Below are 21,818 nucleotides of genomic sequence, written 5' to 3' on the forward strand. Positions count from 1 at the left end.
GCGGCCCCTCAGCCCTGGTCGGACCGGTCGCCGTCGAGCAGGAACGTCCGCCGCTCGTCCGGGGTGAACGGCCGGGTGGCCCGGGCGGCCGCCGTGCCGAGCAGCTTCTCGACCGGACCGCAGACGTCACAGCTCCAGATCCGTACCGAGCCGTCGGAGTGCACGGTGGCGACCCGTTCGCCGTCCGGGGCGAACGCGAAGCCGAGCGGCCCCGGGCCGAGGGTACGCAGGGCCACCGGCTCGGTGGCCCCGCCAGCGGCCCAGAGCTGGATCCCGGTCAGCTCTTCGCCGCCGCCGAGGATCGCCAGGTGCCGCCCGTCCGGGGTGTAGCCGAGCCGGGTGGTGGCGGCGCCCTGGCCGGCGGAGGCGAGCACCACCCGGGCGGCCCCGCCGGTCGCCGGCCAGATCCGGATGGTGCTGTCCCGGCTCAGCCCGGCCACCGAACCGCCGTCGGGGCTGAACGACACCGAGCTGACCGGATCGGCCCCGCCGTGCAGGGTGGTGACCTCGTCTCCGGTGACGGTCCGGATCCGTACGCCGCCGTCCTCGGCGCCGGTCGCCACCCGGGCGCCGTCCGGGCTGAACGCCGCACCCGAGCCGGTCGGCGCGAGGTCGACGGCGACCGGTTGGCCGTCGAGCCGGTCCCAGAGCCGGATTCCGCCGCTGCCACTGGTCAACAGCCGCCGGCCGTCCGGCCCGAACGCGACCCGGGTCGCCCGGCCGGCCTCGAAGGCGACCAGTTGCCGGCCGGACGGCCAGTCCCAGAGCCGGACCGTACCGGCCGCGTCGAGGCTGGCCAGCCGCCGCCCGTCCGGCGCGAACGCGACGTCCATGGTCATCCCGGCATGCCCGGGCAGCACGACCGGGGCGGCGGCACCGGTGGCGAGGGTCGGGCCGGCCCGGTCGACCGGTACCGGCCAGATCCGGACCGTACCGTCGAAGATGCCCGCGCTGGCCAGGTGGCTGCCGTCCGGGCTGAACCGCGCGGCGTGCACCAGGCCGTCGTGCGGTTGCACGATCGTCGGGTCGAACGGGCCGCCGATGTCCCAGCGCCGGACGGTGCCGTCCTGCCCGACGCTGACCAGCCGGCCGTCCGGGGTCAGCGTGACCGCGCAGACCGTACCGGCGTGCCCGCGTAGCGGCAGCGGGTCGAAGGCACCGGTCGGGTCCCAGATCGTGATCACGCCGTACGCGTTCTTGGTGACCAGCCGGCGCCCGTCCGGGCTGAACGCGGCGGGGAAGGCGCTGCGCAGCCGGCCCAGTACCGTCGGCTGGCCGCCGGAGGTCGGCCAGATCCGCAGTACGCCGCCGTCCTCGGTGGTGGCGTTGTCGACGCCGACGATCCGCTCGCCGTCCGGGCTGAACAGCAGGCCGTCGGCGGTACCGGTGGAGTCGGCGAGCAGGGTCGGCGCCCGGCCCGGCTCGGCCGTCCGCCAGATCCTAGTCGGGGCGTCGGTGGTGGCCGCGGCCAGCCGCCGCCCATCCGGTGACCAGGCCAGCGAGTGCACGGCACCGGTGGCTGCCGGCAGCGGGCGGGCTCGGGGCGGGCCGGCCAGATCCCAGATCCGGACCACGCCGGCCGCGTCGCCGGTGGCCAGCCGCCGGCCGTCCGGGCTGAACGCGACGTCGCGGACCGGCTTGTGATGACCGGAGAGCAGCAGCGGGGCCCGGTCGGGGTCGGCGGTGTCCCAGAGCTGTACCGAGGCGGACTCGCCGGCGCTGGCGACCCGCCGGCCGTCCGGGCTGATCGCCAGCGCGGTCAGCACCTCCGGGCCCGGGTGCGCCAGCGTCACCGGGGGCCGGTCGGGCGCGGCCGGCTGCCAGAGCTGGATCGACTTCCGCTCCCCGGCGGCGACCGCGTACCGGCCGTCCGGGGTCAGCGCGGCCTGCTTGACCGGCGCGGCGAAGACCTGCCGCCCCTCGATACCGCGCCAGCTCAGCGTCGCCTGCCGCAGCACCGTCTCGGCCTCGGCGTCCGGCCGCACCTCGAAGGCCCGCCGGGCCAGCAGGAACGCCAGTTGCGGATCGCGGGACATCTGGGCCCGCGCCCCGGCGACCAGTTGCCGGTGTACGGCGAGATCCCGCTGCCCCCGCGCCTGCCGGGCCTGCACCACCGCCACCGAGGCCAGCACGGTCACCACCGAGACGACGGCCGCCAGCGCGGCCCCGAACAGCCGTCGGCGCCGCCGCCGACCGGCCGCCCAGCGGTCCTCGGCCCGCCGGCTGGCGTCGAGGTAGTCCCGTTCCGCGCTGGTCAGGCTCTCCGGGTGCGCCTGCGCCCATGCCTGGGCCCGGGACAGGGCCAGCCCCCGGTAGAGCCCGCCCGGGTCGTGGCCGAGCGACCGCCACCCCGCCGCGGCCTGGGTGAGCTGCCGGTGCACGCGTACGCCGTCGAGGTCCTCCTCCAGCCAGCGGTGCAGCCGGGGCCAGGCGTCGAGCAGCGCCTCGTGGGCCAGCCGTACCGAGCGGTCGTCCAGGGTGACCAGTCGGGCGGCGGCCAGCCGTTCCAGTACGCCCGAGGTCAGCGCGTCCGTCTCGGCCAGTTCGGCCCGGTCCACCCGGCGGGCGGTCGGCAGCCCGGGCCGGTCCAGCGGTGCCGCCGGCTCGTCCCCGGTGCCGATCTCCACCATCCGGAGCAGTACGTGCCGGGCCGCCTGCCGCTGCCCGGGGTCGAACTCCTGCCAGACCCGTTCGGCGGTCTGCGCCACCGCGCCGTCGATCCCGCCGGCCGCCTGGTAGCCGGCCAGGGTCACCGCGCTGCCCCGGCGCCGCCGCCACGCCTCCAGCAGGACGTGCGAGGCGACCGGCAGCGCCCCGGCCCGGCCGGCGACCTGGGCCACGATGGTGGAGACCAGGGCACCCTCGACCATCGCCCCGGCCCGCTCGGCGGGGCGTACCACCGCGTCCCGGACCTGGGCGGCGGTCATCGGCCCGACCAGGACCTGGGCGTCGGCGAGCGCCGCCACCAGCTCGGGCAGCTCGGCGCAGTGACCGTAGAAGTCGGCGCGTACCCCGAGGACCACCCGCAGCCGGCTGTCCGGTGCGGTGACGGCGGCCAGCAGCGCGGCCACGAACCCGGCCCGGGCGCCGGCGTCCCGGCAGAGCGTGAAGACCTCCTCGAACTGGTCGACCACCAGCCACAGGTCGGCCTCGGCGGGGGCGTCGGCCAGCAGTTGCCGGACGGTCAGGTGTAGCCGTGCCGGGTCGGCGGCGAGGTCCGCGCGGAGCGCACCGGCCGGGATCCGGAGCAGCCGGGCGAGCTGCACCGCCAGCTCGCCGAGCGGATCCGTCCCGGGGGTCAGCACCAGCACCGGCGGCCGTTCCGGGCGGGCCGTCACGCTGGGCACCAGCCCGGCCCGGAGTACCGAGGACTTGCCGCTGCCAGAGGCGCCGAACAGCGCCACGAACCGCCGGCCGGCGAGCCGCTGCCGCAGGTCGCCGACGACGTCCTCGCGGCCGAAGAACCACTCCGCCCGCTCCGGCCCGTACGCCAGCAGGCCCTGGTAGGGGGCGTCGTCGGGATGGGGTGGGCTGGGGGTCGGCGGCTCGTCCCGGGCGATCCGGCGCCAGCGGGCCTCCCACTCGGCCGGGTCACCGCCACACGCGGTGACGTACGCCAGGGTGACGGCGAGGGTCGGCAACCGCCGCCCGCCGGCCGCCTCGGAGAGGGTGGTCGCGGAGAAGTGTGCCCGGCGGGCCAGTTCCCGGTAACCGGGGAGGCCGGCCTTCTCCCGCAGCAGGCGCAGCCCGGCGGCGAACTCCCGCACCTGGGGAGTTCCCGGCCCCAGTACGCCCTCTGGTCGCGGCACTTTCGTCCTCGCTCCTCGTCGTCCGTCGGTCGACTGTCCGGAGTTGATTGTCCGGGTCGGCGGGCCGAAGCCGGACAACGAGTCGGCGACTAGACATCTCCTCAACGGGGGTGCGACAGGCGCCCCACCAGCCAGATCACGAGGTGATCAGTAATGCGATCCATCTTCTTCCGCAGTCCGCTCCGCCAGCTCTTCGTGCGGTCGCCGGGTGCGACAGTTTCCCGGGCGCCGGGCCGGCGGATCGGGGCGGTCGCGGTCCTGCTCGGACTGACCGCGGCCCTGCTCGCCGGTACGGCATCGCCGGCCAGCGCGGCGATCATCACCGTCCAGGACGGCTTCGAGGGCAACCAGGCGGCGAACTGGAGCTTCACCCATGTCGGTGACGGCACCGGCGGGATCAGTTCGCTGCAGACCCACAACGGGGTCAAGGACGGCTTCATCTCGATGCGCAGCGCCGGCTTCTCCTCGGTCGGCCGGCGGGTCTTCCTGCCGCCGACCACGAGCTGCACGGCGGGCATCTGGGTGAATCCGGTGCTGGCCACCCAGCAGATCAACTTCGAGATCATCGAGCCGAACAGCTTCACGTACGTGGCGCTGAAGACGGTGGTGCTGAGCGGGGCGGCCCCGTACACCTTCGTCTCCACCTCGTGGAACCACGGCCCGACGGACATCCTGGTCCGGGTCTCGCTGATCGGCGTCAACGGCGTGACGCTGGGGACCTGGGTCGACGACCTGGGCATCCTCTGCCACACCTGAGCCATCGCCGCGTGACGCAATCGGGTGCCGTCCCTGCCAGGGGCGGCACCCGCCGTCGGTCGACTGTCGAGCTGCCCCGTCCGTGCGCCCAGCCGCCCGGCTCACCGGGTGGTCAGTCCGGTATCCCGGCCGCGACCCAGCGCCGGATCTGGACGGCGGCCTGATCGGCGACGGGGTTGCCGGCAGGGCGGGTCACCAGGTCGCTGAGCGCGAACATGTCCAGGATCCGGCCCAGGTACGCCCAGTCGTCCGGCAGCGGCAGGTCGGCCGGCTGGTGACCGGCGAAGCCGGCCCGGAAGCCGTCGACGAACTCGGCCGGATAGTCGGGGCCGAACCGCAGCATGTTGCCGGCGTCGGCGTACGGGCAGCCGGCGTAGCTGAACTCCCAGTCCAGTACGGCGGCCACCCGCCAGCCTCCACCGTTGACGCTGACCAGGATGTTCTTCGGGTTGATGTCGGCGTGCACCAGTCGGGCGTGCGCGTCCACCCGGGTCAGCGCCGGGGCGTGCTCCGCGCAGAGCTTCACCCAGTCATCCCGGGTGGCCCGGTCGAGCCGATCCGCCTGAACCGCGTCCATGCAACTCGCCGCGACCTCGGGCAACTGCGCCGACCACGGGCGTTCGCCGCGTACCGTGAGCTGCCCGTCGGCGAAGAACCCCGGCCGGTCGTACGGCACCGTGCCGATGCCGGCGACCACCCGGCCCACCTCGGCGCCGAGGTCGCCCAGCGGTGGTCCGGTCGACCCGTCGGCGCCGAGCACCTGCTCCAGCGGGGTGCCCGAGACGTATTCGAGCACCATCGCGGGGCGGCCGTCCGGCTCCCCGGCGGCGGCCGGTACGACGAGCAGCACCTCGGGTACCGGGACGTGCCGACGGGCCGTCGCCATCACCGCCGCCTCGACGGCCGGGTCCGGGCCGCCCAGCCGGACGACGACCTGGCCGTCGGAGAGGGTGACCAGGCAGGTCTCGTGGGAGAAACCGCCGGCCAGCCGCCGGGTGGTCAGCACCGTGCGGCCCAGCGCATCGGCGATCGTGTGGATCTCGTCCCCGGTCTGTCGACGGCGGCTGGGCTTCCGCGCCGTCACTCGTCCTCGACCCAGTCCAGGGTGCGGGCCACCGCCTTGCGCCAGTTGCGCAGCTCGCGCTCCCGGTGCGCCGGGTCCATCGCCGGGGCCCAGTCGGCGTCCTGTCGCCACTGGGCCCGCAGCGTCGCCAGGTCCGGCCAGAAGCCGACCGCCAGGCCGGCAGCGTACGCGGCACCGAGGCAGGTGGTCTCGCTGACCTTCGGGCGGACCACCGGTACGTCGAGCACGTCGGCGAGGAACTGCATCAGCAGGTTGTTGGCGGTCATCCCGCCGTCGACCCGGAGCCGGCGCAGCGCCACGTCCGAGTCGGCGTTCATCGCGTCGACCACCTCGCGGGTCTGCCAGGCGCTCGCCTCCAGCACGGCCCGGGCGAGGTGGCCCTTGGTGACGTAGCCGGTCAGGCCGGCGATGACGCCCCGGGCATCGCTGCGCCAGTGCGGCGCGAACAGCCCGGAGAAGGCCGGTACGACGTAGCAGCCGCCGTTGTCCTGCACGGTCCGGGCCAGTTTCTCGATCTCCGGTGCGCTGGAGATCAGCCCGAGGTTGTCCCGCAGCCACTGCACCAGCGACCCGGTGACCGCGATCGCCCCTTCCAGGGCGTACGTCGCCGGCTGGTCCCCGATCCGGTAGCCGACCGTGCTGAGCAGCCCGTGCCGGGAGGTCACCGGGCTCTCGCCGGTGTTGAGCAGCAGGAAGCTCCCAGTGCCGTACGTGCACTTGGCCTCGCCGGGGTGGAAGCAGGTCTGCCCGAACAGCGCCGCCTGCTGGTCGCCGAGCGCGCTGGCCACCGGCACCCCGGCCAGCGACCCGGTGCCGGAGGGGCCGTCGGCGGTGCCGGAGAGGCCGTCGGCGGTGCCGTAGACCTCCGCCGACGAGCGGATCTCCGGCAGCATCCCGGCCGGGATGCCGAGCACGTCGAGGATCTCCGGATCCCAGTCGAGGGTCCGCAGGTCCATCAGCAGCGTCCGGCTGGCGTTGGTCACGTCGGTGACGTGCCGCCCGGTCAACTTCCAGATCAGCCAACTGTCCATCGTGCCGAAGAGCACCTCGCCCCGGCCGGCCCGGTCCCGCAGACCGTCGACGTTGTCGAGCAGCCAGCGCAGCTTCGGCCCGGAGAAGTAGGTGGCCAGCGGCAGCCCGGTGCGGTCCCGGAAGCGCTGCTCGCCGTACTCGGCGTCGAGCCGGCGCAGCAGCGGCGCGGTGCGGGTGTCCTGCCAGACGATGGCGTGGTGCACCGGCCGACCGGTGGCCCGGTCCCACACCACCGTGGTCTCCCGCTGGTTGGTGATGCCGATCGCGGCGAGCCGGTCGGCGCCGATTCCCGCCTCGGCCAGCGCCTCCGGCACCACCTGGCAGACCGCGGCCCAGATCTCCTCGGCGTCGTGCTCGACCCAGCCCGGTCGGGGAAAGATCTGCCGGTGTTCCCGCTGGGCCATCGACACGACGCCGCCCTCGGCGTCGAAGACGATGCAGCGGGACGAGGTGGTGCCCTGATCGATCGCGGCGACGAACTGACCGGTCATGCGCAGCACCGTACCCGCCGCCGGAGCCGCCGTCACCCGGCCCCGGAGCCGCCGTCACGCGCTGCTGGAGCCGCCGTCACGCGCTGCTGGAGCCGCCGTCACGCGCCCGGAGCCGGCGCCAGCCGGCCGTGTCATCGCCCGCGCCGGAGCTGGCCGCAGCTGCGGGAGGCGGAGTCACCCCGTCGGCTGTGCGGGGCCGGCGGGGCTCAGGTTGGCGCTGATCCGCACGGTGGTGCCCTCCGGACCGCTGCGCACCAGCATCTCGTCGCTGAGCTGCCGGGCCAGCCAGAGCCCCCAGCCGCCGGCGATCTCCGGGACGGGTCGCCGCCGGTCGTCGAGCCGGTCGGCCCCGATGCCGGACCCGGTGTCGGAGACGAGGCAGTAGAGAACCCCTCCGGTACGCCACAGCCGCAGCCAGCCCCGCCCGCCGCCGTGCCGTACCGCGTTGGTCATCAGTTCGTTGATGGCGAGCACGAAGTCGTCCAGCCGCGCGCCGCCCAGACCGGCTGCCTCGGCGCAGCCGGCGACAGTGTGTCGGACCTCGGTCACCCGGTCGCCGTCGAAGGTCTCGGCGAGCAGTGGCGGGGATCCGCTCGACGCGACAGCGGTGGGCGCGAGGGGATCTATGTCGCTCATGGCCGTCCCACCGCTGGTCGTCGAGTCCTTTCGTGGCTTTCCCACCCTACGTCAGGGTATGTAGCTGCGCATCCGAGCGCCGAGGTCGGCGCGGCCGGGTGTGCGGGGTCGTCCCGCCGGGGAGGCTGTGCGATGGTCGGTCGGTGCCGGACTCGTCGAGCGACGCGCCGGGCGGCCGCCGCCGCGACCCGCCGGGCAGTCTCCAGGCGCCGCTGTGGCGGTCCATCGCCGTCTACCGGTTCGCCGCCCTGGCGTACGTCGCGGTGCTGGCGGTACGGAACCTGAACGACTACACCCATCCGGTGTCGGGTGCGGTGCTGCTGCTGGCGATGACCGGCTGGACGGTGTTCAGCGGCTACGCGTACGCCGATCCGGTCTGGCGGCGCTGGCCACTGCTCCTGGCCGACCTGGCCGTGGTGCTGGCGGTGGTGGTCGCCGCTCCCCTGGTGGTCGGCCGGGACGTCATGGACGACGGCGGGATACCCCCGCCCAGCGTCGCCTGGCTGGCCGGGCCGGTACTCGCCTGGGCGGTCTCCGGCGGCCGGCGGCGCGGCGTGGTGGCGGCACTGGTGATCGGCGGTACCGACCTGGTGGCCCGGGAGCGGTTCGCCCAGGCGTCGCTGACCGGCGCCGCGCTGATGCTGCTGGCCGGGATCGCCGTCGGGCACGTCGTCCGGCTCGCCGTGGTCGCGGAGGAGCGGTTGCAGCAGGCCGTCGAGTTGGAGGCGGCGACCCGGGAGCGGGAGCGGCTGGCCCGGGGGATCCACGACTCCGTTCTCCAGGTGCTGGCCCTGGTCCAGCGCCGGGGCGCACACCTCGACGGCGAGGCCGGTGAGCTGGCCCGGCTCGCCGGCGAGCAGGAGGCGGCGCTGCGGTCGCTGATCGCGAGCCGGGCGCCGACCGGGCTGGACCGGCAGGAGATCGACCTGCGCTCGCTGCTCGGCCGGTACGCCTCGGCCACGGTTTCGATCGCCGCCCCGGCGACGCCGGTGCCGCTGCCCGCCGGAGTCGCCGGCGAGATCGCGGCGGCGGTGGGCGCGGCCCTGGACAACGTGGCCCGGCACGGCGGCGGGCGGGGCTGGGTGCTGGTCGAGGACGACCCGGCGGCGGTCACCGTCTCGGTCCGCGACGACGGGCCCGGGATCCCGCCGGGGCGGCTCGACGAGGCAGCCGGTCAGGGGCGGCTCGGCGTGGTCCAGTCGATCGAGGGGCGGATCGCCGACCTCGGCGGTACGGTCCGGATCAGCACCGCCCCGGGCGAGGGGACCGAGGTCGAACTGCGGATACCCCGTGGCCGCGCGATCCCGGAGCAGCGCACGGACCGGTGACCACTCGGCCGGACGGCCCCCGAGCAGCGCACGGACCGGTGGCCGTACGGCCGGACGGTGCCGGGGCGGTGGACGGATTCGTGACGGCGTGGACAGGTCGGGCTCGTCTAGGCTCGCCGGTGTGACCGACGAGGGCGTGCCGGCAGTCCGGGTGATGGTGGTCGACGACCATCCGATGTGGAGGGAAGGGGTGGCCCGCGACCTCACCGAGGCCGGCTACCACGTCGTCGCCACCACCGGTGAGGGGAGGCAGGCGGTCCGGGTCGCCCCGGCCACCCGGCCCGACGTCGTCGTACTCGACCTGCAACTGCCGGACGTCTCCGGCGTCGAGGTGCTCCGGGCCCTGCTGGCCGAACTGCCCGGGGTGCGGGTGCTGATGCTCTCGGCCAGCGGCGAACAGCAGGACGTGCTCGACGCGGTGAAGGCCGGGGCCACCGGCTACCTGCTCAAGTCGGCCGGGCCGGTGGAGTTCCTGGACGCGGTCCGGCGTACCGCCGCCGGGGACGCGGTCTTCACGCCAGGGCTGGCCGGTCTGGTGCTCGGGGAGTACCGGCGGATCGCCGCCGCGCCGGCACCCGGCGACGACCTGCCCCGGCTGACCGAACGGGAGACCGAGGTGCTCCGGCTGGTCGCCAAGGGGTTGTCCTACAAGCGGATCGCCGACCGGCTCGGTCTGTCGCACCGCACGGTGCAGAACCACGTGCAGAACACGCTCGGCAAGCTGCAACTGCACAACCGGGTCGAACTCACCCGCTACGCCATCGAGCAGGGGCTCGACGACTGAACCTTTTTCCACCTGGACCGCGCGGCGCTTACGCACCGCGTCCGGCCTTGCGGTCCGATCGGACCGCATGGGGAGGTTGAAAAAGGTTCACTGATCTGCGGGGCGAGGCCGGGCACGGCGGTCCGCGCGGGAGGCCGGGTCACGGCGGCGGCTGGGTCTCGTTGATCGCCAACTCCTCGGCGCTCGCGCCGCCGCCCGCCGCACCCCGGTCGAAGGCGACGGAGTCGGTCTCGTCGTCGTCCCGGGCGCCCTCGTCCGGTTCCACCAGCCGGCCGATCGGACCGCCGCCCGGTGCGTCGCCGAGGTTGCCGTGGTCGTAGATCGAGACCGCGGAGTGCGGGTCGGAGGTGGGACCGGGATCCATCACATCCGCGTCGAGCTGTGCCTCGGCGGCGGCCTCGTCACTGTCCGCCTCGCCGGAGATCGCCTGGTCGACCGGGCCGGCCCGCGGATCGTCGACCGGCAGTTCGGGTTGCTCCTGGGCGAGCTTGTAGTCCAGCGGCTCGCCGTCGGCCTGCTCCTCGGCGGTGTTGCCGTACCGGTCCAGCGCCAGCGGCCGGTCGGTCGGAAGCGCGGCGGGATCCCAGCCGTCCGCCTCTCGACCGGTCGCGACGTCGTCACCGGCCGTCGAGTCGTCGTCGGCGGTGCCGGGCAGGCCCTCCGCCTCCGGGTCGGACACGGGCGTCGGAAACTCGTCATCGCGCATGACAGATCACTACCCGCTCCCGGGGTAACCGTAACCGGGCGAAGGTGGACCAGGCGCCCGGCCGACCGCTGCCGCCGCGCGCCGTTTCCCGGATCGGCGGGCGGGGATGGGATCGGCGACCGCTGGCGTCCGGCCGACGCGGACCGGGCGGGCGGGTGCGGACAGGCGGGGTGGGCCGGCGGATCCGGTGCGAGCTGATCCGGTGGGAATCGCGCGCTTCACGGTCGGCCGGCCCGGTGCGGATTAGCCGGCGACGAAACGGGAAGGACGGCGACGGCACGGTCGGTGACCGGCTCCCGCGACGCCGGCCGTCGGCGACGGGTGGCCGGGCCGGTGGGGTCGGCGGACCGGTTTGCCAGGTTTCCGCTCGGTCCGCCGTGGTTAATGGGAGCCTCTGATCGAACGGCCCTAGCCCGCCCTAGCCGTCGCTGGAGGTGACCCATGCGCGTTGGCCTCGTCTGCGCACACGCCGGCCCGCCGCAGGAGCGTCGCGGCCAGTTCGCCGGCACGCACCAGCACGTGGCCCGGGTGGCCGCCGAGCTGACCGGACGCGGCCACGACGTACGGGTGTACGAACGGCTCGACGACCCCGACGCACCGCCGACCACCGAGATCGGTGGGTACCGGGTGGAACGGGTGCCGGTGGGTCCGTCCCGGCGTACCGCCACCGGCGAACTGGTGCCGCACGTGCCGGAACTCGGCCGCTGGCTGACCGACCGCTGGGCCGGGGACTGGGCACCCGAGGTGGTGCACGGGCACTTCTGGATCGGCGGGCTGGCGGCGGCGAGTGCCGTCCGGGACACCGTCATCCCGGTCGTGCAGACCTTCCACTCGCTCGGCGTCGAGCAGCTCCGCCACCTCGGCGAGGCGTACCGCGGGCCGGGCGAGCGGATTCCGCTGGAGCTGGCGCTGACCCGGGCGGTCGACATGGCGGTGGCGCAGTGCACCGACGAGGTCGACGAGCTGACCCGGATGGGGTTGCAGCGCGCCTCCGTGGTGGTGGTGCCGGCGGGCGTGGACACCGAACTGTTCGCCCCGGAGGGCGAGGCGGTGTCCCGGGACCGACGACCGCGCATCCTGGCCGCCGGCGGCCTGGAGCCGGGACACGGGCAGGAGGATCTGATCCGGGCGTTGCGGCTGGTCGGGGACGTCGAGCTGGTCATCGCCGGCGGCCCGCCCGCCGACAACCTGGGCAACCACGCCGAGGCCCGGCGGCTGCGGGAACTCGCCGAGCAGAGCGGGGTCGCCGACCAGATCAGGCTGGTCGGCTCGGTGCCGCACGACCAGATGCCCGCCTGGTACCGCTCCGCCGACGTGGTGGCCTGCACTCCCCGGTACGCCTCTGCCGGCCGCATCCCGCTGGAGGCGATGGCCTGCGGGGTGCCGGTGGTGGGCTACTCGATGGGCGGCATCGTGGACACCGTCGTCGACGAGGTCACCGGCCGGCTCGTCCCGCCCGGCGACGTACGCGGGCTGGGCGTGACGCTGCGCCGGCTGCTCGCCGCCGACGCGGAGCGGTTCGCGTACGGGCACGCGGCGGTGGACCGGGTGCGGTGCAGCTACACCTGGGACCGTACGGCCGGCGCGCTGGAGCGCCTCTACGAGCGGGTGGTACGCCGCCGCCAGCCCGCGCCGAGCTGATCGACCGGCCCGGACCGTAGCCGCCGGCCGATCGGGCCGGAGGGTCGCCGCTGGCTGGCCCGCGGCGAGCCGACGGTCAGCGCCGGGGGACCGGTGCGATCGAGGTGGACCGGGCCCGGCTCGGCGCGGTCGACCTCGGCGGTCGTGCGGCGGGGAGGGCCGGCAGCGCGGCCGGGGACCGCGCGGGCAGTTCCCTGCCCCGCTGGTCGGGCAGCAGGGTGTGCTGGTGCTGCGGCTCGGCGTACCGGGTCAGGCCGAGCACCGCGACCAGGGTGATCAGGAAGCCGACCCCGGCCAGCCACTCCCGGCCCGGCCAGATCCGGTCACCGAGCAGCAGCAGGCCGACGATCGCCGCCGGTACCGCCCCGGCGGCGTCCATCGCGGCCACCGCCGCGGTGGTCGAGCCGCGCTGCATCGCCAGGCCGAGCAGCAACTGGCCGACGATCGAGTGCACGATCAGCAGGTAGAGCAGGGGATCCTGGAGGAAAGCGTCGAACGAGTGCACCGAGGCGAGCGGCCGGGCGGCGACTGCGGCGGCCGAGAACGCCAACCCGGCCAGCGCGCCGAGCGCCACCGAACCCGGCACGCCGTGCAGGCGTACGGCGGGAAAACCGAGCGCGCCGATCACGCCGAGCGCGGCGACCAGGGCGACCACCCCGGCGGTCCCGAGCTGCCGGGACGGCGCCGGTTTCGCGGCCAGCACCAGCGCGGTGATCCCGGCCAGCAGGAGTACCAGCAGCAGAACCTCGGCGGCCGGCAGCCGCCACTTGAGCACCAGCACCCCGAGCAGGGCGGTGACGCCGAGCCCGGCCGCCACGCTCGCCTGGACCAGGAAGAGCGGCAGGTCGCGCCGGGCCAGGAAGGCGAGGACGAAGCCGAGCATCTGGCAGGTCAGCCCGACCAGATAGCTGCGGTGCCCGACCAGCCGCAGCAGCAGCCCGGGGTCGAAGGTGTGGTGCAGGGTCGTCCGGGTCGCGGCCACCGACTGGAGCAGGTTGGCCACGCCGTACGCGGCGATCATGGCCGCGAGGAAGCACCAACCGGTGGACACCACCTGGCGAGGATAGAGGCTGCCGCGCCCCTTCGCTCGGCCGGCTAGCCGAGCCGGTCGAGCAGATCCTGGTGCAGTTTGCCGTTGCTGGCGATCGCGCTGCCGCCGCCCGGGCCGGGGCGTCCGGCCAGGTCGGTGAAGGTGCCGCCGGCCTCGGTCACGATCGGGATCAGTGCGGCCAGGTCCCACAGCGACAGCTCCGGCTCGACCATCGCGTCGACCGCCCCCTCGGCGACCAGCATGTAGCCGTAGAAGTCTCCGTACGCCCGGCTCCGCCACACCGTCCGGATGATGTCGAGCATCGGGTCGAGCCGGCCGGTCTCCTCCCAGCCGTTCAGCGAGGAGTAGCAGAAGCTGGCGTCGGCGAGCCGGCCCACCCCGGAGACCCGGATCGGGGTGGCCGCCGCCTGGTGCTTGCCCGCGTACGCCCCGAGGCCGGTCGCCGCCCACCAGCGGCGACCGAGGGCCGGTGCGGAGACCAGGCCGACGACCGGGACGTCGCCGTCCATCAGCGAGATCAGGGTGGCCCAGATCGGCACTCCTCGGACGAAGTTCTTGGTGCCGTCGATCGGGTCGATCACCCACTGCCGAGGGCCGGCTCCGGCGGGCGCGGCGGAGGCGCCGTACTCCTCGCCGAGCACGCCGTCCCGGGGCCGGGTGCGGGCCAGGGTGGCCCGGACGGCCCGCTCCACGGCGGTGTCGGCGTCGGTGACCGGCGTCAGATCCGGTTTCGCCTCCACGTGCAGATCCAGGGCCCGGAACCGGGCCATCGAGATCGAGTCGGCGGTGTCGGCGAGCATGTGCGCCAGGGACAGGTCGTCCGCGTACCGGGCCATGGCGGAAACCTACTCGATCCGATCCAGCCGGGTGCGTTAGCATCCCGCGCCGTGGCCACCGAACCGATTTCCGACGCGTCCCCCGAAATGCTGATCGGCCTGCTGGCCGAGCCGGACCGGCTGGCCGCCTTCGCCGCCGTGGTGCTCGGCGCGGGCGAGGTGGCCGAGGTGGCGGAGCGGACTGGGCTGCCCGCCCGGACCGTGCTCGCCGCGCTGCGCCGGCTGGAGTCCGGCGGCCTGGTCGAGACGGTGGACGGCCGGGCGGTAGCCCTGGTCGGGGCGTTCAAGGAGGCGGTACGCGCGCATCCGCCCGCCTCCGGTGAGCCCGACGCGGAGTTGGACCCGGATCGGGCCACCGCGACGGTGCTCCGGGCCTTCCTCCGGGACGGCCGGATCTCCCAGATGCCGGCCGCACACGGCAAGCGCCGGCTGCTGCTGGAACACGTGGTGACGACCTTCGAGCCGGGCGTGCGCTACTCCGAACGGGAGGTGAACGCCCTGCTCCGGGCCTGGTACGACGACTACGCCGCGCTGCGCCGCTATCTGGTCGACGAGGTGCTGCTGACCCGCCGGGACGGCGTCTACTGGCGCAGCGGCGGCCCGGTCGACCTCGACCCGGGCCCGACCGCGAGCGACCCGGACGGGCTGCCCGGCTAGCCGCCCCGGCGGAGCCCCTCGATGTCGGCGGAACTACTCGATTTCGCCGGCCCGGGAGGCCAGCAGCCGGCGGTACGACGCCAGCCGGCGCGGGTCGGCGTTGCCGGCCGCCACCCAGGCGTCCAGCGCGCAGTCGGCCTCGTCCGGGGTGTGCTCGCAGTTCGGCGGGCACTCCACGGTCCCCTCGACCAGGTCGGGGAAGCCGTGCAGCAGGCTCTCGGCCGAGACGTGCGCCAGGCCGAAGCTGCGGATCCCCGGAGTGTCGACGATCCAGCCGGGATGCACCCGCCGGTTGCCCCGCAGCGACGGTAGGCGCAGCGCGACGGCGCTGGTGGAGGTGTGCCGGCCCCGCCCGATCGCGCTGACCGTGCCGACCGCCCGGTCCGCCTCCGGCACCAGCCGGTTCACCAGCGTCGACTTGCCCACCCCGGAGTGCCCGACCATGACCGAGATCCGCTCGGCGAGCAGCCCGCGCAGCTCGTCGAGGTCCGAGCCGGGTCCGACGAGTACGTGTCGCAGGTCCAGCTCCGTGTAGTAGCCGAGCACCTCGTCGGGCGGCGCCAGATCCGCCTTGGTCAGGCAGAGCAGCGGCTCGATGTCGGCGTCGTACGCCGCCACCAGGCACCGGTCGATGAACCCGGTCCGCGGCGGCGGGTCGGCCAGCGAGCTGACGATCACGAGCTGGTCGGCGTTGGCCACGACGACCCGTTCGAGCCGCCCCTCGGCGGTGGTCTCGTCGTCGTCGGCGGTACGCCGCAGCACGGAGGTCCGCTCGGCGATCCGGACGATCCGGGCCAGTGCTCCCGCCGCCCCGGAGGTGTCCCCGACCAGTGCGACCCGGTCGCCGACGACCACCGACTTCCGGCCCAGTTCGCGGGCTCGCATCGCGGTGACCGTCCCGCCGTCGGTCCGGTCGCCGCGCCCGGCCCCCGGGTCGTCACCGACCACGCAGGTGTAGCGGCCCCGGTCCACGGCGATCACGAAGCCGTCGACCGCGTCGGAGTGCCGGGGCCTGGTCCGGGTACGCGGGCGCGACGAACGTCCGGGTCGTACCCGTACGTCCTCCTCGTCGTACTCCCGCCGTTTGCCCGCCAGCTCCGCTCCCCGTCTCGTCTTCCGGCGGCGGCGATCAGCGCGGGGACGGATCGGTCCCGGCTACCGGCGCCCGTCGCCGCCGGTCACCATCGTCGACCATAGTGCCGGGAACTCGGGCATGGTCTTGGAGGTACACGCCACATCGTCCAATTCGATACCCGGCACGGCGAGCCCGATCACCGCCGCCGCGTGGGCCATCCGGTGGTCGGCGTAGGTCCGGAAGGCGGCGCCGCGCAGCGGCCGGGGCCGGATCTCCAGCCCGTCGGCGGTGTCGGTGACGTCGGCACCGAGCCCGTTCAGCTCCCGGGCCAGCGCGGCCAGCCGGTCGGTTTCGTGGCCCCGGATGTGTGCCACGCCACGCAGCCGGGACGGCGAGTCGGCCAGTACGGCGAGCGCGGCCAGCACCGGCGTGAACTCGCTGACGTCGGAGAGGTCGGCGTCCAGCCCCCGGATCACCCCGGTGCCGCGTACGGTGAGGCCGTCGGTGCCCAGGATCACCTCGCCGCCCATCCGGGAGAGCAGTTCGCGCAGCGTGTCGACGGGTTGCAGGCTGCTGCGCGGCCAGCCGAGCAGGGTCACCGCGCCCCCGGTGACCAGCGCGGCGGCGAAGAACGGCACCGCGCCGGAGAGGTCCGGCTCGATGTCCCAGCCGCGCCCGGAGAGCCGACCCGGCTCCACCGCCCAGACGTCCGGGCTGGCGTCGTCGACCGCGGCACCGGCGGCCCGGAGCATCTGCACGGTCATCCGCAGGTGTGGCGCGGACGGGACCGGCGGGCCGACGTGCCGGACCACGATCCCGTGCGTGAACCGGGCCCCGCCGAGCAGCAGCCCGGAGACGAACTGGCTGGACGCCGAGGCGTCGATCACCACCTCGCCGCCGCGCACCTGGCCGGCGCCCTGCACGGTCAGCGGCAGGCTGGCGCCCTCGGTGGTGTCGATGCGTACCCCGATGGAGCGCAGCGCCTCGACCAGCGGGCCGAGCGGGCGGAGTCGCGCGTGCGGGTCGCCGTCGAAGGTGACCGGCCCCTCGGCCAGCCCGGCGACCGGCGGGACGAACCGCATGACCGTGCCGGAGAGGCCGACGTCGACGTGCGCCGGGCCCTGGAGCGGGTGGGGCCGGACCAGCCACCGCTCGTCGTCCACGGTGGAGACGTGCGCGCCCATCGCACGCAGCCCGCCGGCCATCAGCTCGGTGTCCCGGGCGCGCAGCGGGTGACGCAGCGTGGAGGGGCCGTCGGCCACCGCGCTGAGCACCAGCGCCCGGGCCGTCAACGACTTGGAGCCGGGCAGCCGCAGCGTCGAGGCGACCGGGTCGGTCGCGGTCGGCGCGGTCCAGGGCTCGAGCGGGCGGACCGCCGTCAGGTTCGGCACCGGTACATTCTGCCCCGACAGCGGGCGTACCGGATCGGAGCCTCGGCCCCTCCCGCCTGACGGGACGGCCGGCCGGCACCGGAGGCGGGCTGAGCGGGACGGACGGCCGGCGCCGGAGGCGCTAGCGTGGCCACCATGTGCGGCAGGTACGCGACCACCCGCAGCGCGGCCGATCTGAGCGCTCTCTTCGAGGCGTTCGACGAGACCGGTGGCCGGCTCGCGGCCGACTACAACGTCGCGCCGACCGATCCGGTGCCGATCGTGCGCGTCTGCGCCGACTCGGGCGGTTCGCTGCTCTCCGTGGCCCGTTGGGGCCTGCTGCCGCACTGGGCCAAGGACACCCGGGGCGCCGCCCGCATGATCAATGCCCGCGCCGAGACGGTCGCCACCACCCGGGCGTACGCGCACGCGTTCGCCCGGCGTCGCTGCCTCGTCCCGGCCGACGGCTGGTACGAGTGGGTCCGCCAAGATGGCGGCAAGCAGGCGTACTTCATGACTCCGCGCGACGGCGGGGTGCTCGCCTTCGCCGGCCTCTGGTCGGTCTGGCACGGTGCCGGCGACCCGCTGCTCACCACCAGCGTGGTCACCACGGCCGCGCTCGGCGAACTGGCCCTGGTGCACGACCGGATGCCGCTGCTGCTGCCCCGGCAGCGCTGGTCCGACTGGCTCGACGGCGACGACGACCCGGCCCTGCTACTCGCACCGCCGGACGAGAAAACGCTGGCCGCGATCGAGATCCGGCCGGTCGGCAGGGCTGTCGGAGACGTCCGGAACGACGGCCCGGAACTCGTCGCCCGGGTCACCGCCGCGCCGCTGCGGGCGTTACCAGAAGAGCCGGTCGCATCGACACTGTTCTGACTCCGGAACCGGGTATTTGCCTGCACCGATTTGCCACTGTTCGGGGTGGATCGTCAGCCGGAGTTTTCCACACCTTTGCTGAGAGCCCTTGTCACGCATAGTGGTGGTGCGATAGAACACAGCGCCGGCAGTGGGTGTCGGCTCGCACCGGGCGAGCGGCACTCATCGATCTTCGTCGGTCCCACGGGGGAGGTGGGTGAATGACACGGGCGCGGATGCCACGCCCGCACGAGGTCGCCGCGGCGCGTCGAGACCCGAGGTTGCTTCGGGCACTCAGCGAGCGGCGCCTGGACGATGCCTGGCGTACCCGGGGGGTGTGCCAGAGCGTGGACCCGGAGACATTTTTCCCGGCACCCAGCGAGCCGGCCGACTCGGCCGTCGCGCTGTGCCGGACCTGTGACGTGCAGGGACCCTGCCTCGCCTGGGCGCTTGAGGTGGGTGACTGCCACGGGGTATGGGGAGCGACCACGCCGCGTGAACGCCGGGCGATGCTGGTCGCCTGGCGAGACCAGGTGGAGCGTGACCCGGACGCGGTCGTCGACGCCGGGCCACCGGTCCGGGACCGCCTGCTGACCCTCGTACCGCTCAGCTCCAGCCGCCGCTGACCCGGCCACCGACCGGGCAGCACCGGTCGCCGGCCGGTCAGGTCGGGCCGGACCGGGTCGACACCGTCGACCGGGCGCGGGTGGTGGCACCGGACCAGCTAACCGGTGGTGGCACCGGACCGGCTACCGGTGGTGGCACCGGACCGGCTAACCGGTGGTGGCACCGGACCGGCTAACCGGTGGTGGCACCGGACCGGCTACCGGTGGTGGCACCGGGCGACCCGGCCGGGTTGCCATACAGTGGCGCCGTGCGGTGCGGAGACGAGATCGACACTCCACGCGGCCCCGCCCGGGTGGACGTCGACCTGCCGCGTCCCGAGCCGACCACCCTGCTGGTGCTGGGGCACGGCGCGGGCGGCAGCGTGGACGCACCGGACCTGGTCGCGCTCCGGGACGCGGCGGTCGGGGCCGGGGTCGCGGTGGCCAGGGTGACCCAGCCGTACCGGGTCGCCGGGCGGCGGGCACCGGCCCCCGCCGGCCAGCTCGACGAGGCCTGGGTGGCGGTCGTCACCGAGCTGCTGGGCCGCCACCACGCGGCACCCACCCTGGTCGTCGGCGGCCGGTCCAGCGGTGCCCGGGTCGCCTGCCGCACCGCCGGCATCCTCGGCGCGTCCGGGGTCGTCGCGCTCGCCTTTCCGCTCCATCCGCCCGGCCGGCCCGAGCGGTCCCGGGCGGCGGAGCTGCGTACCGGAGTACCGACCCTGGTGGTGAACGGCGATCGGGACCCGTTCGGCGTACCGGCCGCGGAGCCCGGGGTCCGGGTGGAGGTACGGCCGGGCGAACGGCACGACCTGCGCGTCGACCCGGCGGGAACGGCCGAGCTGGTGCTCGGCTGGCTGCGCGAGCGCGGCTGGGCGGGCTGAGGCGGTGGCCGACCGGCCGTTTCTGTCCTGCCGGCGTGATCGTTGCTCCAACTGATGCCGGACACCGCCTGCGATTCTGCGAATCGGACGTGGCGCCCGGTTTCGTCCTCCCAGGCCCTTCCTGGTCCCAGTCGTGGGTAGTCCGAACGGATTGGCCACGGCCGGGGCCAGGGATGGGCGGTGGACGGAATGCCTCGCCCGGTACGGCGGTTACAACTCCCGGAAGCAAGTGGAGCCACAAGGGGGTTTGCCCGGTGTCGACCGAGACACGGAGCCTGGAGCACGACCGCGAGGCGCGGTGGCCCGACCGGAGGCGGAACGGTCCTCCCTCCCGGTCGTCGGGTGACCGGCCCGGGGTGGGTACCGCCACCGCCCGAACCGAGTCGCCGGGCCGCGCTTTCCGCGTATCCTCGGCGGGACAGCCGAATAACGCTGCGGTGGTGGGGAAGAAGATCACCGCGCCGGTTCGGTACCGAGGCGAGGGAGACGGCCGGTTGACAGCGGAGAAGACGGACGAGCGTAGGGCCCGGTTCGAACGTGACGCGCTGCCCTTCGTCGACCAGTTGTACGCCGCCGGCCTGCGGATGACCCGCAACCCCGCCGACGCGGAGGATCTGGTCCAGGAGACCTTCCTGAAGGCGTTCGCCGCGTTCCACCAGTTCGAAGAGGGTACGAACCTCAAGGCGTGGCTCTACCGGATCCTGACCAACACCTACATCAACTCCTACCGTCGGCGGCAGCGGCAACCCGTGCAGGCGCCTACCGAGGAGATCACCGACTGGCAGCTCGCCGAGGCGGAGTCGCACACCTCCAGCGGGCTGCGCTCGGCCGAGACGGAGGCGCTGGACCGGCTTCCGGACAGCGACGTGAAAGAGGCGTTGCAGCAGCTTCCGGAGGAGTTCCGGCTCGCCGTCTACCTCACCGACGTCGAGGGGTTCTCCTACAAGGAGGTCGCCGACATCATGGGGACGCCGATCGGCACCGTGATGTCCCGGCTGCACCGTGGCCGGCGGAACCTACGGAAGCTGCTTGAGCGCTACGCTGCCGAGCGGGGCTTCTCGTCCGCCCCGTCGACCAGGTCCGCTGCCGCTGGCCGGGAGGTGTGAGCGAATGAGTTGCGGTGAACCGCACGAGACGGACTGCCGTGAGGTCCTCACCGAGGTATATCTCTACCTCGACCTCGAATGCGCGGACGAGCGGCGCAACCTGATCCGGGACCATCTCGACGAGTGCTCGCCCTGCCTGCGCGAGTACGGCATCGAGCAGGAGGTCAAGGCGCTGGTCGCGCGCTGCTGCGGCAACGAGACCGCGCCGGCCGACCTTCGGGAACGGCTGCGGGTCCGACTGGCCGAGCTGGTCTTCGAGACCGACTCCCGGGAATATCTCGCCGACTGAACCGTTCTGAACCTGAACCGTGCGGCGGTTACGCACTGCGTCCGACCCTGCGGTCCGCCGGACCGCAGGGGGAGGTTGAAGGGTTCACTGAGCGGGCGATCTGTCGGGGCACTGCCGTCGTGGCGGATCGCCGGGCGGGCCGGGATCTGGCGAGCGCGATGTCGCGATCGCCGACGGTCCCGTGCCCCGCCCGGCCGCCCAGGCTGGCGCCGAGCTCAGGAGTTGGGGCGCTTGCCGTGGTTGGCGGCGCTCTTCTTCCGCGCCTTCTTCTTCCGTGACTTCTTCGCCATGCTGACCTCCGTCCGTTTTCGTGGGCGGCGCCGACCACCGTCGTCGACCGCCCGTTTCCGCTCGCGCCGGGCAATCCTCCCATGGTCGCCGCGCGGCCCTGCCGAGGCGGTGTGCCCGGCACACCCCGCGGGTGCACGCCCGCCCGCGAACGCACGCCCTTTCGGTAGCGCCCGCCCCCTGGTGCTCGGCGGACCCGGCCGGCGACTGACCGCCGCCGTGCCGGCCTTGACGGCGATCAGTCGCATGATTGGATACGTCGCAGGGCAACAGTCACGACGAGGGGGAACCCATGGCCGAGGAGATCCGCGCCGAGATGGTGGCGAACGTCTGGAAGGTCGTGGCCGCGGCCGGCGACACGGTGTCCGAGGGCGACACGCTGGTGATCCTCGAATCCATGAAGATGGAGATCCCGGTGGTGGCCGAGTCGGACGGGGTGCTCCGGCAACTCGCCGTGCACGAGGGCGACGTCGTGCAGGACGGCGACCTGATCGCCGTGATCGAATGAACCTTCTTCAACCTCCCCCTGCGG

General features: G+C 74.2%; 21 protein-coding genes. 11 read left to right on the forward strand and 10 right to left on the reverse strand.

Annotated elements, in window-relative coordinates:
* Window positions 1-8: 8 nt before the first annotated feature.
* Window positions 9-3,809 carry an nSTAND1 domain-containing NTPase gene (locus ACSMXO_RS05555; protein ID WP_455416922.1) on the reverse strand — a complete coding sequence of 1,267 codons (3,801 nt, stop codon included), beginning with the start codon at window positions 3,807-3,809 and terminating at the stop codon, window positions 9-11.
* Between the two features lie 153 nt (window positions 3,810-3,962).
* Here ACSMXO_RS05555 and ACSMXO_RS05560 point away from each other — a divergent pair, with 153 nt between their 5' ends.
* Entirely contained in the window at window positions 3,963-4,565 is a 603-nt protein-coding gene (locus ACSMXO_RS05560; protein ID WP_346261695.1) for a hypothetical protein, read from the forward strand.
* Window positions 4,566-4,677: 112 nt separating this feature from the next.
* On the opposite strand, the gene ACSMXO_RS05565 is transcribed toward ACSMXO_RS05560, so the two are convergent.
* The 3 genes from ACSMXO_RS05565 to ACSMXO_RS05575 all read right to left on the reverse strand — a co-directional run bounded on the left by ACSMXO_RS05565 (window position 4,678) and on the right by ACSMXO_RS05575 (window position 7,808).
* On the reverse strand, window positions 4,678-5,649 hold the full coding sequence (locus ACSMXO_RS05565) for a phosphotransferase (protein ID WP_455416923.1): 972 nt from the start codon (window positions 5,647-5,649) through the stop codon (window positions 4,678-4,680).
* Window positions 5,646-7,172, reverse strand: a complete 1,527-nt coding sequence (gene glpK / locus ACSMXO_RS05570) for a glycerol kinase GlpK (protein ID WP_455416924.1) — start codon at window positions 7,170-7,172, stop codon at window positions 5,646-5,648. The genes ACSMXO_RS05565 and glpK overlap by 4 nt, the downstream gene beginning before the upstream one ends.
* A 174-nt stretch (window positions 7,173-7,346) precedes the next feature.
* Complete coding sequence (locus ACSMXO_RS05575) at window positions 7,347-7,808, reverse strand: ATP-binding protein (protein ID WP_346261692.1); 462 nt, start codon at window positions 7,806-7,808, stop codon at window positions 7,347-7,349.
* Between the two features lie 143 nt (window positions 7,809-7,951).
* Here ACSMXO_RS05575 and macS point away from each other — a divergent pair, with 143 nt between their 5' ends.
* Together macS and ACSMXO_RS05585 are read left to right on the forward strand one after the other, a co-directional pair.
* Complete coding sequence (gene macS, locus ACSMXO_RS05580) at window positions 7,952-9,136, forward strand: MacS family sensor histidine kinase (RefSeq protein ID WP_346261691.1); 1,185 nt, start codon at window positions 7,952-7,954, stop codon at window positions 9,134-9,136.
* Window positions 9,137-9,290: 154 nt separating this feature from the next.
* A complete protein-coding gene (locus tag ACSMXO_RS05585) occupies window positions 9,291-9,920 on the forward strand; it encodes a response regulator transcription factor (protein WP_346261713.1) in 630 nt (209 codons plus the stop codon).
* A gap of 139 nt (window positions 9,921-10,059) precedes the next feature.
* Here ACSMXO_RS05585 and ACSMXO_RS05590 read toward each other — a convergent pair whose 3' ends face one another.
* Window positions 10,060-10,626 (reverse strand): DUF5709 domain-containing protein, encoded by a 567-nt coding sequence (locus ACSMXO_RS05590; protein ID WP_455416925.1) that lies wholly within the window; start codon window positions 10,624-10,626, stop codon window positions 10,060-10,062.
* Between the two features lie 441 nt (window positions 10,627-11,067).
* Here ACSMXO_RS05590 and ACSMXO_RS05595 point away from each other — a divergent pair, with 441 nt between their 5' ends.
* Window positions 11,068-12,267, forward strand: coding sequence for a glycosyltransferase (locus ACSMXO_RS05595; RefSeq protein ID WP_346261689.1), 1,200 nt, complete (start codon window positions 11,068-11,070; stop codon window positions 12,265-12,267).
* Window positions 12,268-12,343: 76 nt separating this feature from the next.
* On the opposite strand, the gene ACSMXO_RS05600 is transcribed toward ACSMXO_RS05595, so the two are convergent.
* Both ACSMXO_RS05600 and hisN read right to left on the reverse strand, forming a co-directional pair.
* Complete coding sequence (locus ACSMXO_RS05600; protein WP_455419179.1) at window positions 12,344-13,288, reverse strand: hypothetical protein; 945 nt, start codon at window positions 13,286-13,288, stop codon at window positions 12,344-12,346.
* Window positions 13,289-13,362: 74 nt separating this feature from the next.
* On the reverse strand, window positions 13,363-14,154 hold the full coding sequence (gene hisN / locus ACSMXO_RS05605; protein WP_455416926.1) for a histidinol-phosphatase: 792 nt from the start codon (window positions 14,152-14,154) through the stop codon (window positions 13,363-13,365).
* 51 nt (window positions 14,155-14,205) lie between these two features.
* Between hisN and ACSMXO_RS05610 the strand changes: the two genes are divergently transcribed.
* Window positions 14,206-14,811 carry a DUF2087 domain-containing protein gene (locus ACSMXO_RS05610; protein WP_455416927.1) on the forward strand — a complete coding sequence of 202 codons (606 nt, stop codon included), beginning with the start codon at window positions 14,206-14,208 and terminating at the stop codon, window positions 14,809-14,811.
* A gap of 33 nt (window positions 14,812-14,844) precedes the next feature.
* Here ACSMXO_RS05610 and rsgA read toward each other — a convergent pair whose 3' ends face one another.
* Both rsgA and aroA read right to left on the reverse strand, forming a co-directional pair.
* A complete protein-coding gene (rsgA, locus tag ACSMXO_RS05615) occupies window positions 14,845-15,792 on the reverse strand; it encodes a ribosome small subunit-dependent GTPase A (RefSeq protein ID WP_346261686.1) in 948 nt (315 codons plus the stop codon).
* A 174-nt stretch (window positions 15,793-15,966) separates the two neighbouring features.
* A complete protein-coding gene (gene aroA, locus ACSMXO_RS05620; protein WP_455416928.1) occupies window positions 15,967-17,277 on the reverse strand; it encodes a 3-phosphoshikimate 1-carboxyvinyltransferase in 1,311 nt (436 codons plus the stop codon).
* Between the two features lie 135 nt (window positions 17,278-17,412).
* Here aroA and ACSMXO_RS05625 point away from each other — a divergent pair, with 135 nt between their 5' ends.
* From ACSMXO_RS05625 to rsrA, 5 genes are all read left to right on the forward strand, one after another.
* Window positions 17,413-18,135 carry an SOS response-associated peptidase gene (locus tag ACSMXO_RS05625; protein WP_346261684.1) on the forward strand — a complete coding sequence of 241 codons (723 nt, stop codon included), beginning with the start codon at window positions 17,413-17,415 and terminating at the stop codon, window positions 18,133-18,135.
* A gap of 200 nt (window positions 18,136-18,335) precedes the next feature.
* Window positions 18,336-18,740, forward strand: coding sequence for a WhiB family transcriptional regulator (locus tag ACSMXO_RS05630; RefSeq protein ID WP_346261683.1), 405 nt, complete (start codon window positions 18,336-18,338; stop codon window positions 18,738-18,740).
* Window positions 18,741-18,988: 248 nt separating this feature from the next.
* A complete protein-coding gene (locus ACSMXO_RS05635; RefSeq protein WP_455416929.1) occupies window positions 18,989-19,603 on the forward strand; it encodes an alpha/beta hydrolase family protein in 615 nt (204 codons plus the stop codon).
* A gap of 254 nt (window positions 19,604-19,857) precedes the next feature.
* On the forward strand, window positions 19,858-20,709 hold the full coding sequence (locus ACSMXO_RS05640; RefSeq protein ID WP_346261681.1) for a sigma-70 family RNA polymerase sigma factor: 852 nt from the start codon (window positions 19,858-19,860) through the stop codon (window positions 20,707-20,709).
* Window positions 20,710-20,713: 4 nt separating this feature from the next.
* Entirely contained in the window at window positions 20,714-20,998 is a 285-nt protein-coding gene (rsrA, locus tag ACSMXO_RS05645; protein ID WP_318402708.1) for a mycothiol system anti-sigma-R factor, read from the forward strand.
* Between the two features lie 215 nt (window positions 20,999-21,213).
* Here the strand turns inward: rsrA and ACSMXO_RS05650 are convergent, their stop codons facing one another.
* Complete coding sequence (locus tag ACSMXO_RS05650; RefSeq protein WP_369814844.1) at window positions 21,214-21,288, reverse strand: 50S ribosomal protein bL37; 75 nt, start codon at window positions 21,286-21,288, stop codon at window positions 21,214-21,216.
* A 290-nt stretch (window positions 21,289-21,578) separates the two neighbouring features.
* On the opposite strand from ACSMXO_RS05650, the gene ACSMXO_RS05655 reads away from it, so the two are divergent.
* On the forward strand, window positions 21,579-21,794 hold the full coding sequence (locus ACSMXO_RS05655) for a biotin/lipoyl-binding carrier protein (protein ID WP_318402703.1): 216 nt from the start codon (window positions 21,579-21,581) through the stop codon (window positions 21,792-21,794).
* The last annotated feature ends 24 nt before the right edge of the window (window positions 21,795-21,818 follow it).

The organism is Plantactinospora sp. DSM 117369 (assembly GCF_053764795.1).